This window comes from Mesorhizobium sp. M0019 (assembly GCF_040323975.1).
Classification (GTDB): Bacteria; Pseudomonadota; Alphaproteobacteria; order Rhizobiales; family Rhizobiaceae; genus Mesorhizobium.
In genome coordinates, this window is the sequence record NZ_JAMYVK010000007.1 from 1 (window position 1) to 16,050 (window position 16,050).

Here is a 16,050-nt window from a genome sequence, read left to right on the forward strand (position 1 = left end):
ACGTCTCGCAAGCCATGATCCTTGTCGCAATGGGCGGCAATCTCATCCGCCGAAACGCTCACCCGTGAATTTCAAAACGGACTCTTAGCGCACGGGCGAGCCGCCCTTCAGTGGTGGTGGGCGGAAACGCTCTTGACGTATTCGGACACCAGTTCCCTCGGTGCCGACTGACTGACGTCGCCGACACTAAGGATGCCGACCATCCGCATATTCTTGTTGATCACCGGCAACCTGCGGATTTTCAGTTCTTCCATGTGCCGTACGGCCTTGGCCAGATCGTCGTCTTCGCGGCAGCAGTGAATGCCGGCCGTCATAACATCGCGCGCCGTTGCGATGCGGCCGTCGAAACCATCTTCTGCCAGTCCGTTGCAGACAATATCGCGGTCGGTCACCATTCCGATCAGTCGGTCGTTCTCTCCAATGGGAATCGACCCGATATCCTGGGCTCGCATCATTTTCGCCAGTTCGGTGACAGCGGTTTCGGGGCTGACCCAGTCGACACCCTTATGCATTGCGTCTTTGACTTTCATGGCGGACCTCCCTTGCTGGGTTGGTGAATGTCCCCCTGTCCCATTCTAACGCGGACGGGGTTTGGCTGCCAGAGGTCATCATCCAGACCCGCATTTTGCGGTGGTTGTCATGCGGAATTACGGTGACAGTGCACTTTTTACCATGTCGCTCCCGCCGCATGGTGCACCTTGCCCGCGTTCCCGGTCTGCCGCATCCCCCAGCATCGATAACCGCAACATCGGCGACGCGGCAATATTCGATGAGCGGTCCTTGTGGAACGCATAGTCTTCGGACGTGAAAACACTTTGGCTCGCCTGTACGGTGCTGCGGCAGACCGGGAACGCGGGCAAGGTTACACGATGCGGCGGGGCGAACATGGTAAAAAGTGCACCGTCACCGTAATTCCGGTGCACTATTTTCTTTTCGCCGCCTGGCTCGTTTCCGGGTTTCTCGGCTTTGCCGATTTGCCCGGCGATACTCTCGGCCCCCGGGTGCATCGAAAAACCGCGACATCGGCGACGCGGCAATACTCGATGAGCAGTTCTTGCGGAACATATATTCTTCGGACGTGAAAACACTTTGGCTCGCCCGTACGGCGCTGGGGGTGCGGCAGACCGGGAACGCGGGCAAGGGTTCGTTGATCAGCGGTATCCCGGGGAACAGATGCAAGCGAGCGCATCTATTTTCCTTCAAACGCCGTTACGAACCCGTTCCGAATTGGTCAGGGCTTCGCCGAGGCGGCCCACCGCTTGTTTCAGTGCCTTTTCCGCGGAATCGGTTAGCGATTTAGCGCCGCCCTCGCAGAGGACACCTGCATCGCCTTGTGCATTTCCCTGACCTTCCACAGTTGAACCGAGCAATCGACCTTTTCGACCGTCAACAGTTATCGAAGCAACCAAGTCAACATCGGTTTCTATGCCGGCAGACCAAAAACCTGGTACAACCCGCAGTCGGGCATTCATCTCTTCGCCTTTGACCATAATCATCCCACGGCTCTTACGCTCCGCGAGGCCAGCGGCATCGACTGGCTGATCCACGATCTCGAGTTCTGTGACGAGGGATTCCAGCGTCTTGCGGACAGATCCGGAGAACCCGCTTCGCATATCGATCGGGTAACTGTGAGCGGCGCAATTTAGATCCGAAGGCTTGATCGATCTATTTAGCGCGGTGGAGTCTATAAACAGCAGATATTTTCCAGGGAGCTTTTCGCCGTAGCTCGAATAAACGTTATAAGCGGCGATTGGCATTGGCTCGGCTTTATATTGACACCCGGCAAGCGTAAACGCGGCCGCAAAAACGGCAAACTTTCTACATTTCATCCCTATCCCCCCAAGCAGAAGGAAGTATTGCGCAAGATCAGCGCGGACGCAAGCATTGTTTGACACAAGTGCATTGCGTGATGATCGAGCAAAATCGTGTACGTGTATTGAAAGAGAATCAATTGGCTGGGGAACCTGGATTCGAACCAGGACTAACGGAGTCAGAGTCCGTGGGTCTACCGTTAACCTATTCCCCAGCAGGCGCGGCTGTTGAAAACCACGCGGGCAGGGCGGCGACGTCGCCGCGCGTGCCTTGTAGCCGCCGCCGGAAAATAGTCAACCCTGTGTCTGGGTGCAATCGTCGGCTTCCGGCGCTTCAACTCTCGCTGCGGCTGTATTGCGAGTGCTCGAAGAACAGCACCACGCCGAGCGCGATCAGCAGCGGGATGATCAGGTAGAACAGCCGGAACACCAGGAGCGCCGCCAGTACGCCGACCTGATCCATATGCGACAAGCCGGCAAGGAAGACCACCTCGAACACGCCGAGCCCGCCCGGCGCGTGCGAGATCTGTGCGATCGAGAACGACACCAGGAAGACGCCGAGCACGATGAAATAGCCGGGATTGCCGGTGGCGGGCAGGGCGAAGAAGATGATCGCCGCCGCCGCCAGCAGCTCGATCGGGCCGACCAGCAATTGCCGCGCCACGATCGGCAGCGCCGGATAGTGCAGCTGAAAGCTGCCGATCCTCAGCGGCCTGAGATGCAGCCAGCTGCCGAAGACATAGGCCGCCACCACGAGCAGCATGGCGAGCCCTCCCGCCTGCGCCAGCCGGTGATGCGGCGTGCCGGAAAACCGGTCGATCACCTCGGGCTCGAGCAGCAGGACGATGCTTGAGACGAACAGCGTCGACAGCACGAAGGTGATCCAGCAGATCGCCACCAGAATGCCGACGTCCTGCCCGGTCAGGCCCCTGGTGCCGTAGGCGCGGTAGCGGATCACCGCGCCGGAAAACACCGAGCCGCCGATATTGTGCGACAGTGCGTAGGTGGTGAACGAGCAGAAGGTGACGAACAACCACGAGACTTTCTTGCCGATGTGCAGCAGCGCGATGTGGTCGTAGCCAGCGAGCGAGGCATAGGCGATGACCGAGCTCAGCGCCGCCAGCACCCAGCCGCGCGCCGGGATGGCGATTATGCCGGCCCAGACATCGTCGAGCGAGATGCCGCGCAATTCGTGCAGCAGCAGCCACAGCGAGAACACCACCGCGGCGATGCCGATGACGGGCCAGAAATAGCGGCTCCAGTTCATTGCCTGACGATCATGCGTTGCAGCCCGTACCCGTTTTCCGGTTCGCAGCAGGAAACCGCCCGCGCTCCCGAATGGTTCATTTCAGAAATGCCTCATTGAAGCCGGCTATTCAACCGGGAAGGCGCGTTGTGGCGCTCGCGCCTTCCCTTCTCCCCTTGTGGGAGAAGGTGGATCGGCGCGCAGCGCCGAGCCGGATGAGGGGTGCCGGAAGGAGCTCGGCTCGAAAAAATAAAATGATTTGAACGGGTTACATCTTCAATGCCGCGATCCGTCCAGCACCCCTCATCCGACCGAGCTTCGCTCGGCCACCTTCTCCCACAAGGGGAGAAGGGGGTCACCGACGTCGCCGCCTTCACGCCGCCGGCAAAATTCGCCGTGAGCACTCTTGGTGATCCGGCCCGGCGCTGATAGTCTGGCGGCAACTTGAACATGTAAAAGCGCCTGCTGCGTCCGGTCTCCGGTTCGCGCGGCGCCGGAAGGAACGACAGTGGAAGACCACGAAGCCGGCGCTGGCGCGCCGGAAGTGGGCGTGTCCAGGGGTTCGCCGACGCCGTCCGGCCAGGCAAGCCCATCCACCGGACGCTACGGCCGTCAGATGCAGCCCCGGTCGGGTAACGGACAGGCTGGCGACACGTCCCACGACCACAAGGGCCAGAACGGCCCGCATCAGAACGGCAAACCCAAGAAGCGGCGCAAGCGGCGGCGCGGGCGCAAGGTTTTCGCACGCGACGAGGCTCGTCCGGGGATAACAGGCACTTCGGTGCCCGTCGCCGGCGGGGCCTCGGCCGCTCGCCCGTCCCAGCCAGCGGCTTCGATCGCGCCGCAGTCCTCGATCGCGCAATCGGCTTCGATCGCGCAATTGCCTCCAACCTCGCCAAGGCCGGGGCAAGGTGCCCGCACACCGCCGCCGCTGCAGGAATTGCCGGTGTTTGCCGCGCTCGATCTCGGCACCAACAATTGCCGCCTGCTGGTCGCGGTGCCGACGCGCCATGGCCAGTTCCGCGTCATCGATGCGTTCTCGCGCATTGTCAGGCTGGGCGAGGGCCTTACCGCCAATGGTCGGCTTGGCGACGCCGCAATGGACCGCGCGGTCGAGGCGCTGAAGATCTGCGGTGACAAATTGCGCAACCGCAAGGTCAGGAAGGCCAGGCTGATCGCCACCGAGGCCTGCCGAACCGCCGCCAACGGCGTCGAGTTCCTCGAGCGCGTCGAGCGCGAGGCCGGCCTGAAGCTCGAGATCATCGACCGCCAGACCGAGGCGCGGCTGGCGGTGTCGGGCTGCGGCTCGCTGGTCGAGCGCGACACGCAAGGCGTCGTGCTGTTCGACATCGGCGGCGGCTCGTCCGAAATCGCGCTGATCGACCTCACCGGTCAGCGCTCGCCAAGGCTTGCCAACCATATCGTCTCGTGGACGTCGCTGCCGGTCGGCGTCGTCTCGCTGGCCGAGCGTTTTGGCGGCCGCACGGTCACGCGCGAGATCTTTGGCGCCATGGTCGAGGATGTCGCAATGCGGCTGCGCGCCTTCGACGAGCGCGACCGGCTGAGCCACCTCCTGTCCAGCCCGAAATTCCATTTGCTCGGCACCTCGGGCACAGTGACGACGCTGGCCGGCGTCCACCTCGATCTCGAACGCTACGACCGCCGCCGCGTCGACGGGCTGTGGATGGATCGCGACAGCGTCGACCGCATGGTCGAAAAGCTGGTCGGCTGGGATTTCCAGCAGCGCGTCGCCAATCCCTGCATCGGCGCCGACCGCGCCGACCTGGTTCTGGCCGGCTGCGCCATATTGGAGGCGATCCGTGCCGTCTGGCCGTCGGAGCGGCTGCGTGTCGCCGACCGTGGCCTGCGCGAGGGCATACTGAGCGAATTGATGGCCGATGACGGCGTCTGGCGGCGAGGCCGGCAATGACCAAGAAACCGGAAAGACCGAGCTCCGCCGGCATTCGCGTGCTGAAGACGAAGATCAAGAAGAAAAGCGGCTTGAAGGAATCGTCGCGCCGCTGGTTGCAGCGCCACATCAACGATCCCTATGTCCAGCGCTCGAAGGCCGACGGCTATCGCTCGCGCGCCGCCTACAAGCTGATCGAGATCGACGACAAGCACCATTTGCTCAAGCCTGGCATGAAGGTGATAGACCTTGGTGCGGCACCCGGCGGCTGGTGCCAGGTCGCCGCCGCGCGTACCAAGTCGACCGCGGAACACCCTAACGTCGTCGGCATCGACTATCTCGAGATGGACGCCGTGCCGGGCGCGCCGGTGCTGCTGATGGATTTCCTCGATCCGCAGGCACCCGAAAAGCTGGCCGAGACGCTGGGCGGCCAGCCGGACATCGTGCTTTCAGACATGGCCGCACCCACCACCGGCCACAAGCGGACCGATCACATCCGCACCATGCATCTTTGCGAGGTGGCGGCCGATTTCGCGCTGTCGGTGCTGAAGCCGGGCGGACATTTCCTCGCCAAGACGTTTCAGGGCGGCGCCGAAAACGAATTGCTGGCCAGGCTGAAGCGGAATTTCCGCTCGGTCCACCACGTCAAGCCGCCGGCCTCGCGCGATGAGTCGGTGGAGCTTTATTTGTTGGCGAAGGATTTTAAGGGGTAGCGCCCTTTCCTTCTCCCCTTGTGGGAGAAGGTGGCCTCGCGAAGCGAGGTCGGATGAGGGGTGTTCCAGCTTGGCAACACGCTTGCAGTTATCATCGCCTCATTTCTTCAAACACCCCTCAACCGTCTCGGCGCTGCGCGCCGATCCACCTTCTCCCACAAGGGGAGAAGGGAAGGGTTCCTCAACTCCCCGGCGGGCTCACCGGCTCCAGCGTCTTCGGCGGCGTCAACCTGCCATGTCCCGACACGGCATTGCCGGCGTCCGGCGCCAGCCGCATGAACGACAGCGAGGCTGCCGCCGACACCGCCGCTACGATGAAGAAGGCGGTGTGGAAGTCGCTCAGCGTCAGCGGGCCGCCATGGATATTGGTCGACACTTCCAGGATGCCGCCGGCCAGCGCCACGCCGAGTGCGATCGCCAACTGCTGGAACACCGCCGTGATCGGCGTGGCCTTGCTGGTGTCGGCGGCCGAAATCTCGGCGTAGGCAAGCGCATTGATGCCGGTGAAGAACATCGACCGGATGAAGCCCCCGGCGAGCAGCATGGCGAGGATCAGCCCATAGGGCGTGTCGGGTGTGAACAGGCCGTTGATGGCGATGGACGCGGCAGCGATGAGCGAGCCTGAAATCAGCACCCGGCGGAAGCCGGCGACCCTGAAGATCAGGGCAGTGACGAATTTCATGCCTATGGCGCCGATCGCCGAGACGAAGGTGATCATGCCGGACTGGAACGGCGTCAGCCCGAAACCGATCTGGAACATCAGCGGCAACAGGAAAGGTACGGCACCAATGCCGATGCGGAACAGTCCGCCGCCGAGCACCGACGAGCGGAACACCCGATTGCGAAACAGCTCGAGCGCCAGCAGCGGATTCTTGGCGCGGCGCGCGTGCAGCAGGTAAAGCACCGCCGATGCCAGCCCGACGGCAACGGTGATAAAGCCGGCAACTGGCGGCAGAGCCGGCAGGCTGACCACCGACAGGCCGAACACAATGCCCGATGCCGCCAGCCCGCTCAGCACGAAACCGATGAGATCGAGCGGCGGCGTCTGCGCGGCGTCGGTCTTCGGCAGGAAACGCGTGGCCAGCCAGATGCCGATCAGCCCGATCGGCACATTGATCAGAAAAATCCAGTGCCAGGAAAAATAGGTCGTGATGAAGCCGCCGACCGGCGGGCCGACCAGGGGGCCGACCAGAGCCGGGACAGTCAGCCACGACATGGCGGCAACGAGCTCGCTTTTCGGCGTCGCGCGTACCAGCACCAGACGCCCGACCGGCGTCATCATGGCGCCGCCAATGCCTTGCAGGAAACGTGACACCACGAAAGCCGGCAACGAATTGGAAATGGCGCACGCGACCGAACCGACGATGAACACGGCGATCGCGGCGCGGAAGACATTCTTGGCGCCGAAGCGGTCGGCCATCCAGCCGCTGATCGGAATGAAGATCGCCAGCGATACCAGATAGGCGGTCAGCGCCAGCTTGAGCGCGATCGGGCTGGTGTGGATGTCGATGGCGATCGCCGGCAACGATGTCGCGATGACGGTCGAATCCATGTTTTCCATGAAAAGAGCGACCGCCAGGATAAGCGGAATGGTGCGGTTCACGATGGATCCGGTCTTGAAATGCGCGTCGCGATTCTTGCCGGCCTTGGGGGCCAAACCGACAGGTAGGGCGGTTATCACGGCTTGGCCCGGATGTCGCATTAATTTGCTGTCACGTTTGTGCGACCGCAAGTCTCGCAGCCCCTAGGGCAAAATGCAGCTTCGCCACTACACAACCATCGGCTTTTCAACGGCGATCGGACGTGTTACGAGCCAGCGCCAATCCTGAAAGGGAAGAAGACGAGTCGGCGCTGTCCATCAGGGCGAGCGCCTTTCCTGCATTCCGAGGGCTGGCCATGGCAAAAATCATCGAGACGTCCACCGGCGCATTGGCGCTGACCTTTGACGACGTGCTGCTGCAGCCGGGTCATTCCGAGGTCATGCCCGGCGAGACCGACATCCGCACCCGCATCGCTGGCGACATCGACCTCAACGTGCCGATCCTGTCGGCCGCCATGGACACGGTCACAGAGGCGCGGCTCGCCATCGCCATGGCCCAGGCCGGCGGCATTGGCGTCATCCACCGCAATTTCTCGCCGGCCGAACAGGCCGAGCAGGTGCGGCAGGTGAAGAAGTTCGAGTCCGGCATGGTGGTCAATCCGGTCACCATCGGTCCCGAGGCGACGCTTGCCGATGCGCTGGGTCTGATGCGCACCTACAGCATTTCGGGCATTCCGGTGGTCGAGAACGGCGGCACCGGCGGCCACACGGTCGGCCGGCTCGTCGGCATCCTGACCAACCGCGACGTCCGCTTCGCGTCCGATCCGGCGCAAAAGGTCTATGAGCTGATGACCCGCGAGAACCTGATCACGGTCAAGGAGAACGTCGATCAGGACGAGGCCAAGCGGCTGCTCCATCAGCACCGCATCGAGAAGCTGGTTGTGGTCGATCGGGACGGCAATTGCGTCGGGCTGATCACGGTCAAGGACATCGAGAAGTCGCAGCTCAACCCGCACGCCACCAAGGATGCGCAGGGGCGCTTGCGCGCCGCCGCCGCCACCAGCGTCGGCGATGACGGTTTCGAACGGGCCGAGCGCCTCATCGACGCCGGCGTCGACCTTCTGGTGATCGACACCGCGCACGGTCATTCGCAGCGCGTTCTGGATGCGGTGACGCGGGCCAAGAAGCTGTCCAACTCGGTTCGCATCCTGGCCGGCAACGTCGCCACCGCGGAAGGCACCTTGGCGCTGATCGATGCCGGCGCCGACGCGGTCAAGGTCGGCATCGGGCCAGGCTCCATCTGCACCACCCGCATCGTCGCCGGCGTCGGCGTGCCGCAGCTCTCGGCGATCATGTCGGCGGTCGAGACGGCGCAGAAATCCGGCGTTTCGGTCATTGCCGACGGCGGCATCAAATATTCGGGCGATCTCGCCAAGGCACTGGCCGCCGGCGCAAGTGCTGCGATGATCGGCTCGCTGCTGGCCGGCACGGACGAGAGCCCGGGCGAGGTCTATCTGCACCAGGGCCGCTCCTTCAAAGCCTATCGCGGCATGGGCTCGGTCGGCGCGATGGCGCGCGGCTCCGCCGATCGTTATTTCCAGGCCGAGGTGCGCGACACGCTGAAACTGGTCCCGGAAGGCATCGAAGGGCAGGTGCCGTACAAAGGACCTGTGTCTGGCGTGCTGCACCAGCTTGCAGGCGGCCTGAAAGCCGCTATGGGTTATGTCGGTGGCCGCGACCTTGCCGATTTCCGCGAGCGCGCCACTTTTGTGCGGATATCCAATGCCGGACTTCGTGAAAGCCACGCCCATGACGTCACGATTACCCGCGAAAGCCCGAATTATCCTGGCGGAGCCTGACCGTCATGCGTCTTGGCGCAATCTGGCGGCAATGATCCTGCGGCTGTCGCGCCACGCGGCCGCACTCTGTACCGCCACCGTGGCGGTTTTCATCATCATGACGGCGATGGAGTTCCTCTATTTTCGCCAATTGAGCGGCGGTCTGCCGTCGCTCGACATGCGCTATACCGGTTTCACCCCGGATGAGGGCATGGCCTGGCTAACAGCCCTCGGCCGGCGCGGCAGCGAAATTATTCTCGTCTGGCATTACCTGACCTTCGACCTGCTTTTTCCGGCGCTGCTATCGCTGACGATGGTCAGCCTGATCCTGGCCACGGGCCGGCGGCTGAAGAATTTCCGTGCACTGCCTGCGCAAACCCAGTCGATATTCGCGGTTGTGCTGGTGCTGCCCTACCTGCTTACCGACTATGCCCAGAATATCGCCGTGGCTCGTCTTTTGTCCGATTTTCTGTCGGCCAATCCGGATTCACTATCCTTCGCCTCGGCGCTGATCGTCACCAAGTTCGCCCTACTGGCGATACCAGTGACGGTCATTGCGGCTTTCACTCTGATGGCTCAGAAACGGCCTTGAAGGCTGGGTGACAACGACAGGGGGCGTCTTGAACCAGACCGCGATCTTCTGGCCGATGCTGGCGCAGGTGCTGCTGGTCTATATCGTCTATATCGTAATGGGCCGGCGCCGCTATGGTGCGGTCAGGTCGGGCGAAGCCAAGACCGGCCAGTTCAAGACGCGCTCGACGGAGCCTGGGTCCAGTATCACCGTCGCCGACAATCTGAGCAACCAGTTCGAACTGCAGGTGCTTTTCTACGTCTTATGCTTGACGCTGCACGTGACCAATGGCGTCAATTATCTGACCTTGGCTCTGATGTGGATATTTGTCGTCTCCCGCTATCTTCACGCGTCGGTCCACTTGACCAGCAATCGGCTAATCCTGCGCAGCAGGGCATTCTACCTGGGCGCGGTAGTTCTTGCACTTGGCTGGATATGGCTAGCGCTGCATCTGCTCGGCTTGGTCTGAGCAAGCTCAAGGCTACAAATCGAACACAGCGATCTTGCGCTTGTCGAACCTGATGGCGAGTTCACCGCGCACCAGCTTGAGCGCGGCCTCGCCGAAGACGGCGCGCCGCCAGCCTTGCAATGCCGGCACGTCGGCTTCCTCGCCCTCGGCAGCGATGCGGTCGATGTCGTCACTGGAGGCGAGTACCTTGGATGCGACGCCCTCCTTTTCGGCAACGATCCGCAGCAGCACCTTCAGCAACTCCGCCGCGGCGCTTGACCCCTCCGGCGGCTGGAAGCTCTTCGGCAGCTTCGGCATCTCTTCCCTGGGCAGGGCAAGGGCAGCGTTTACCGCGCCAAGCAGTGCCGTCGCCGTCGACGAGCGCTCCCAGCCCTTCGGCGTGGTACGCAGCTTGCTCAGCGCCGCAGCGTCGCGCGGCGCCTGCTGCGCCACTTCGTAGATCGCATCGTCCTTGAGCACCCGGCCGCGCGGCACGTCGCGCTCGCGCGCTTCGCGTTCGCGCCAGGCGGCCACCGCCTGCACGATCGCCAGTTCCTGCGGCTTGCGCAGCCGCATCTTGAGCCGCTTCCAGGCATCCTCGGGATGCGGATCGTAGGTCTCGCGCGAGGTCAGCACGTCCATCTCCTCGTTCAGCCAGTGGGCGCGGTTTTCCCGCACCAACTCGGCGCTGAGATGCTTGTAGACCTCGATCAGGTGGGTGACGTCGGCGAGCGCGTAGTCGAGCTGCTTTTCGGACAGCGGACGGTGGCGCCAGTCGGTGAAGCGCGAGGACTTGTCGAGCCGCGCTCCGGTGATGCGCTGCACCAGCTGGTCGTAGGAGACGCTGTCGCCGAAGCCGCAGACCATTGCCGCGACCTGGGTGTCGAACACCGGATGCGGCACCAGATCGCCGAGATGCACGATGATTTCGATGTCCTGCCGCGCCGCATGGAAGACTTTGACGATCGCCTCGTTGGCCATCAGCCTGAAGAACGGTTTCAGGTCGATGTCGGGCGACAGCGGATCGATCAGCGCGGTCACCCCGGGCGCTGCCATCTGGATCAGGCACAGGATCGGCCAGAAGGTCGTTTCGCGAATGAATTCGGTATCGACGGTGACGAATTCCGCCTTTTCGAAAGCGGCAATAGCGGTCTCGAGTTCTTTCTGGGTGGTGATGACGTGCATCAAATCGCTTTTGGCAAGGGATAGGGTCTCTTTCAATTTCAGCCGCGCGCGCTTTCGTCAAGCGCAAGCACCTCTATCCAGGCTTTGCGGGTTCATCGGGATCGGCATTCCGCTTCGCCAACCGGGCAAAAACCGTCGAAGTGCGCAACAGCGCCGTAAAACGGCTGCGATGGGTGGCCGGCACGGCGGAGCGCGCCTGCATCCGGTAAAGGATGACGGCCACGAAGATCGCATAGACGGTGGCGCTGAACACGAACAGCGCGCTCGGCCCGAAAAATTGCATCACCGTCGAGGCTGCGAACGGCCCGCCGATGGCGCCGAAGGAATAAAACAGCATCAAGGCAGCGTTGATCAGCACGAACTCGCCCTTGTCGGCGCGGTCGTTGGAATGCGCCGCTGACAACGAATAGAGCGGCATGGCGAAGCAGCCGAAGATGAAGACGAGCAGGAAGTTGAGAAACGGGCTGCCGCCTGCCACGAATGCCAGCGCCAGTGCCGCCACCATCGCCCAGCACGTCGTCATCAGCAGCACCGAGCGCCGGTCCCAGCGGTCGGAGAGATAGCCAAGCGGGTATTGGATGATGGCGCCGCCGAAAATGCCGACGCTGACGAAGGTGACGACGTCGGCGACCGACATGCCGATCTGCTCGGCATAGACCGGCGACAGGGTGCGGAAGGCGCTGTTTGTGACGCCGACGGCGATACAGCCGAAGCAGCCGAGCGGCGAGATCCGCCAGACGCGCGCCAAATCGAGCTTGACGTCTTCCGGCGGCGTCGGATTGGAGCGGTCGCCGAGCGAAACCGGCACCAGCGAAACGGTGATCATCATCGACATGATGGCGAAGATAGCAAAGCCGCCGGCGCCGAAGATCGGGATCAGGAACTGGGCGCCCGTCACCGAGCCGATGTCGACCATCCGGTAGATGGCAAGCACCCGCGCCCGGTCGGTGTTGGTGACGCCGGAATTCAGCCAGGCTTCCATGATGGTGAACAGGCCGGCAAAGCAGAACCCGCCGGCAAAGCGCACGGCGCACCACATCACCGGATCGATGACCAGCACCAGAAGCAGCGTTCCCGCCGAGGCGATCGCCGCGAGTGCCGAAAAGGCGCGCACATGGCCGACGGACTTCATGATGCGGGTCACGGCAAGGCAGCCGAGCAGGAAGCCGGCGAAATAGAACGTGCCCATCAGGCCGATCGAGGAAGCGGGAAAACCTTCCTGCGCACCACGCAGCGCAATCAACGTGCTCTGCAGGCCGTTGCCGCCGAGCAGGATGCCGGCGGCGATCAGGAGGGGGATCAGCGGGCGGATGGAGGACATGAAGGAAAGCCTGTCGTTGATCCTTCTTGAACCATCGCCTTCGCCAATGCCAGCGGCAATTCCCGGTGGCGTTGGGGCCAGCCGGGGCCTTAATGCATGTCGCGCAAAAGTGTGCAGCGGTTTTGCGATAACGACATGCATAAAAACAAGAACCTAAAGCGCGTCGCATGAGGCCGATCGAACGCGACACGCTTTAGGTGCATTACCGAGGGGGAACTTGCGCTACCGCGTGGCGCCGGACCCTCCGTGTTGGGAACCAAGGCGTATCTTTGTAGTTCAGTGCTGGTGGGCGAATACGCGTCTTGTGAGCTGCCGGTGCGCGGAGACGGTGTCAGGCATCGACGTCGTTTCTGCTGCCCGGCCTGAAGCTCCAAAGGGAGGTCCGCCATCATGAAATTTCATTCCGCATTTGCGGCATTTGCCGTGGCCGCAGTTCTGGCGGCCGGGCCGGCGCGGGCTGTCGACCTCGCCATGGTGTCCGGAGATACCGGCAACGGCCAGAGAATCCTTCGCGAGATCCTCGATCAATACGAGAAGAAGACCGGCAACAAGGTTAGCGTCGTTCCGCTGCCTCCCTCGGCAACGGACCAGTTTGGCCAATACCGGCTCTGGCTTGCCGCCGGAAGCAGCGACGTCGACGTCTATCAAACGGACATCATCTGGGCCCCCCAGCTTGCAAGGCAGTTCATCGACCTGACCGAAGCGACCAAGGATGTCGTTGGCGCCCATTTCCCATCGATCATCAAATCGCAGACCGTGGACGGCAAGCTCGTCGCCTTGCCGATATTCACCGACGCTCCGGCGCTCTACTACCGCAAGGATCTCCTCGACAAATACGGCGCCAGGGTCCCGGCCAGCTGGGCTGAACTTGCCGATACCGCCAAGCTTGTCATGGACAAGGAGCGCGCGGCCGGCAACAAGGACATGTGGGGTTTCGTTTTCCAGGGCAACGCCTATGAGGGGCTGACCTGCGATGCACTCGAATGGGTGAAGTCGAACGGCGGCGGCCAGATTATCGAGCCGGACGGCACGATCTCCATCAACAATCCGCAAGCAGCTGCGGCGCTGGAAATGGCGAGGAGCTGGGTGGGAACCATCTCGCCGCCCGGCGTTCTGGCCTACCAGGAAGAAGAGTCGCGAGGCGTCTGGCAGACCGGCAACGCCGTCTTCATGCGCAACTGGCCCTACGCCTACGCGCTTGGCAACAGCGAAAGCTCCCCCATCAAAGGCAAGTTCAAGGTGACCACGCTGCCGCCGGGGTCGGGTGAGGGCGCGCGCCCGGCAGCAACGCTTGGCGGCTGGAATCTCGCGGTTTCCAAATATTCGAAGAACCCGGATGCAGCGATCGAGCTGGTCAAATGGATCGCCTCGCCTCAGATGCAGAAGTACCGCGCCTTGAAGGGGGCATATCTGCCGACCATCCAGGCACTCTATGACGATGCCGACATCGCCGGCGCGCAGCCGGTCATTCCGCGCTGGAAGGAAGTCGTCCTCAACGCGGTGCCGCGTCCCTCGGCCCAGGCCAAGACCAGGTACAATGAGGCATCGAGCGAGTTCTGGACCGCCGTCCACAACACCATGTCCGGCGAGGGCACGGCCGCCGACAACCTTGCCGATCTGGAGTTCTCCTTGACCAGGCTCAAGGGCACCGCCTGGTGACCTCGCCGCGCTCAGGCTCGCTGCTGGCGCGTCAGCGTGTGCGCTCGGCATGGCTGCTGCTTGCTCCGATGCTCATCGTGCTCGCCGCCGTTGCCGGCTGGCCGTTGATGCGCACGATCTATTTCGGCTTCACCGATGCCTCGCTCGCCGACCTCGAAGCCCGCCGCTGGGTTGGCTTCGCCAACTATTTCTCCGTCCTGCAAATGCCGAGCGGCCGCGTCGTCTATGACGGGCTGCTCGCCGATCCGGTCTGGTGGCGCGCCGTCTGGAACACGGTGCGCTTCGCGGTGATTTCGGTGACCTGCGAGACGGTGCTCGGCATGATCGTCGCGCTGGTGCTCAACGCCAGGTTTCGCGGCCGCGGCATCGTGCGCGCCGCGATCCTCATCCCTTGGGCGATCCCGACGATCGTCTCGGCGAAAATGTGGCAGTGGATGCTCAACGACCAGTTCGGCATCATCAACGACGTCCTGCTCAAGCTCGGCCTGATCAGCACCAAGATCGCCTGGACGGCCAGCGCCGACACGGCGATGGTCGCCGTCCTTGTTGTCGACATCTGGAAGGCCACCCCCTTCATGGCGCTTCTCATTCTCGCCGGCCTCCAGATGCTTCCACAAGAAATCTACGAGGTCGCCAAGCTCGACGGCGTCGGCGCGTGGAGAATTTTCTGGAAGATCACCTTGCCGCTCATCCGACCGGCGTTGATGGTGGCCGTGATCTTTCGCGGTCTCGATGCCCTGCGCATCTTCGATCTGATCTACGTGCTTACGCCAAACAACATACACACCAAGTCGATGTCGGTGTTTGCCCGCGAGAGCCTGTTTGAGTTCGACAAGTTCGCTTCCGGTTCCGCCGCCTCGACGCTTCTCTTCCTTATCCTCGCTCTGCTGACCATGCTCGTTCTTTGGCTCGGCCGGATAAGACTGGACAAGGACTATTGATCATGGGGGACTACTGACCATGTGGATCGTCAAGCGCACGGCTTTCTACCTCCTCGTCGCCGTTATCGTCGTCGTCGCGGTGTTCCCGTTCTACTATGCCACCATCACCAGCCTGAAATCGGGGACGGCGCTCTTCCAGGTCGACTATTGGCCGACGACGATTACCTTCAGCAACTACAGGACCGTATTCACCGAGGGGACCTTCCTGCGCAACCTCGTGAACTCGCTGTTCATTTCGAGCGCCGTTGTCGTCATTTCGCTGTTCCTGGGCGTCACCGCTGCCTATGCGCTGGCGCGCATCCGCTTCAGAGGCCGTTCGGCGCTGCTCCTCATCATCCTGTCCGTCTCGATGTTCCCGCAATTGGCGGTGCTTGCCGGGCTTTTCGAGCTGATCCGCATCTTCGGCCTCTACAATTCGCCGTTCGCGCTGATCTTGTCCTACATGATCTTCACCTTGCCGTTCACCGTCTGGGTGCTCACCGCCTTCGTTCGCGACCTGCCGATCGAGCTGGAGGAAGCGGCGATCCTCGATGGCGCCACGCCCTGGATCATCATCAGCCGCGTCTTCCTGCCGCTGATGTGGCCGGCGCTGGCGACCACCGGGCTTCTCGCCTTCATCGGTGCTTGGAACGAGTTCCTGTTCGCCCTGACGTTTACTTCCAGCAACGAGCAGCGAACCGTGCCGGTCGCGATCGCGCTGCTCTCCGGCAGCTCGCAGTTCGAGATTCCGTGGGGCAACATCATGGCCGCATCGGTGATCGTCACCGTGCCGCTCGTCATCCTTGTTCTCATCTTCCAACGCAAGATCATCTCCGGCCTCACCGCGGGCGGGGTCAAGGGATGAGTGCATAGTTGAACTGCCGGCACA

The 16,050-nt window shown here is 62.6% G+C and carries 15 protein-coding genes and 1 tRNA gene; 9 read left to right on the forward strand and 7 right to left on the reverse strand.

What is annotated here, in order from left to right:
- Positions 1-107: 107 nt before the first annotated feature.
- Complete coding sequence (locus NKK47_RS07265; protein WP_023674444.1) at positions 108-530, reverse strand: CBS domain-containing protein; 423 nt, start codon at positions 528-530, stop codon at positions 108-110.
- A gap of 252 nt (positions 531-782) precedes the next feature.
- Here NKK47_RS07265 and NKK47_RS07270 point away from each other — a divergent pair, with 252 nt between their 5' ends.
- The gene (locus tag NKK47_RS07270; RefSeq protein ID WP_352458760.1) at positions 783-1,082 is read left to right on the forward strand and encodes a hypothetical protein; all 300 of its coding nucleotides are present in this window, start codon (positions 783-785) and stop codon (positions 1,080-1,082) included.
- A gap of 117 nt (positions 1,083-1,199) precedes the next feature.
- On the opposite strand, the gene NKK47_RS07275 is transcribed toward NKK47_RS07270, so the two are convergent.
- From NKK47_RS07275 to NKK47_RS07285, 3 genes are all read right to left on the reverse strand, one after another.
- Positions 1,200-1,829, reverse strand: a complete 630-nt coding sequence (locus NKK47_RS07275) for a hypothetical protein (protein ID WP_352575845.1) — start codon at positions 1,827-1,829, stop codon at positions 1,200-1,202.
- 123 nt (positions 1,830-1,952) lie between these two features.
- Positions 1,953-2,026 (reverse strand) — tRNA-Gln (locus NKK47_RS07280).
- 119 nt (positions 2,027-2,145) lie between these two features.
- Positions 2,146-3,078 (reverse strand): lysylphosphatidylglycerol synthase domain-containing protein, encoded by a 933-nt coding sequence (locus tag NKK47_RS07285; RefSeq protein ID WP_352575847.1) that lies wholly within the window; start codon positions 3,076-3,078, stop codon positions 2,146-2,148.
- Between the two features lie 487 nt (positions 3,079-3,565).
- Here NKK47_RS07285 and NKK47_RS07290 point away from each other — a divergent pair, with 487 nt between their 5' ends.
- Positions 3,566-4,987 carry a Ppx/GppA phosphatase family protein gene (locus tag NKK47_RS07290; RefSeq protein WP_023674448.1) on the forward strand — a complete coding sequence of 474 codons (1,422 nt, stop codon included), beginning with the start codon at positions 3,566-3,568 and terminating at the stop codon, positions 4,985-4,987.
- A complete protein-coding gene (locus tag NKK47_RS07295) occupies positions 4,984-5,679 on the forward strand; it encodes an RlmE family RNA methyltransferase (RefSeq protein WP_023674449.1) in 696 nt (231 codons plus the stop codon). The genes NKK47_RS07290 and NKK47_RS07295 overlap by 4 nt, the downstream gene beginning before the upstream one ends.
- A gap of 181 nt (positions 5,680-5,860) precedes the next feature.
- Here the strand turns inward: NKK47_RS07295 and NKK47_RS07300 are convergent, their stop codons facing one another.
- Entirely contained in the window at positions 5,861-7,282 is a 1,422-nt protein-coding gene (locus NKK47_RS07300; RefSeq protein WP_352575849.1) for an MFS transporter, read from the reverse strand.
- Positions 7,283-7,575: 293 nt separating this feature from the next.
- On the opposite strand from NKK47_RS07300, the gene guaB reads away from it, so the two are divergent.
- The 3 genes from guaB to NKK47_RS07315 are packed head-to-tail and all read left to right on the forward strand — an operon-like array spanning position 7,576 to position 10,097.
- The gene (guaB, locus tag NKK47_RS07305; RefSeq protein ID WP_352458563.1) at positions 7,576-9,078 is read left to right on the forward strand and encodes an IMP dehydrogenase; all 1,503 of its coding nucleotides are present in this window, start codon (positions 7,576-7,578) and stop codon (positions 9,076-9,078) included.
- Between the two features lie 31 nt (positions 9,079-9,109).
- Positions 9,110-9,649 (forward strand): hypothetical protein, encoded by a 540-nt coding sequence (locus tag NKK47_RS07310; RefSeq protein WP_031211165.1) that lies wholly within the window; start codon positions 9,110-9,112, stop codon positions 9,647-9,649.
- A 28-nt stretch (positions 9,650-9,677) separates the two neighbouring features.
- Positions 9,678-10,097: an MAPEG family protein gene (locus tag NKK47_RS07315; protein WP_023674453.1), complete on the forward strand. Its 420-nt coding sequence runs from the start codon at positions 9,678-9,680 to the stop codon at positions 10,095-10,097.
- Positions 10,098-10,109: 12 nt separating this feature from the next.
- Here NKK47_RS07315 and rnd read toward each other — a convergent pair whose 3' ends face one another.
- Together rnd and NKK47_RS07325 are read right to left on the reverse strand one after the other, a co-directional pair.
- Positions 10,110-11,261, reverse strand: coding sequence for a ribonuclease D (gene rnd, locus NKK47_RS07320; RefSeq protein WP_023674454.1), 1,152 nt, complete (start codon positions 11,259-11,261; stop codon positions 10,110-10,112).
- 73 nt (positions 11,262-11,334) lie between these two features.
- Positions 11,335-12,582 (reverse strand): MFS transporter, encoded by a 1,248-nt coding sequence (locus tag NKK47_RS07325; RefSeq protein ID WP_352575852.1) that lies wholly within the window; start codon positions 12,580-12,582, stop codon positions 11,335-11,337.
- Between the two features lie 390 nt (positions 12,583-12,972).
- On the opposite strand from NKK47_RS07325, the gene NKK47_RS07330 reads away from it, so the two are divergent.
- The 3 genes from NKK47_RS07330 to NKK47_RS07340 all read left to right on the forward strand — a co-directional run bounded on the left by NKK47_RS07330 (position 12,973) and on the right by NKK47_RS07340 (position 16,026).
- A complete protein-coding gene (locus tag NKK47_RS07330; protein WP_352458565.1) occupies positions 12,973-14,241 on the forward strand; it encodes an ABC transporter substrate-binding protein in 1,269 nt (422 codons plus the stop codon).
- A gap of 68 nt (positions 14,242-14,309) precedes the next feature.
- Positions 14,310-15,182: a carbohydrate ABC transporter permease gene (locus NKK47_RS07335; RefSeq protein ID WP_352576050.1), complete on the forward strand. Its 873-nt coding sequence runs from the start codon at positions 14,310-14,312 to the stop codon at positions 15,180-15,182.
- Positions 15,183-15,201: 19 nt separating this feature from the next.
- Positions 15,202-16,026 carry a carbohydrate ABC transporter permease gene (locus NKK47_RS07340; RefSeq protein WP_352575854.1) on the forward strand — a complete coding sequence of 275 codons (825 nt, stop codon included), beginning with the start codon at positions 15,202-15,204 and terminating at the stop codon, positions 16,024-16,026.
- The last annotated feature ends 24 nt before the right edge of the window (positions 16,027-16,050 follow it).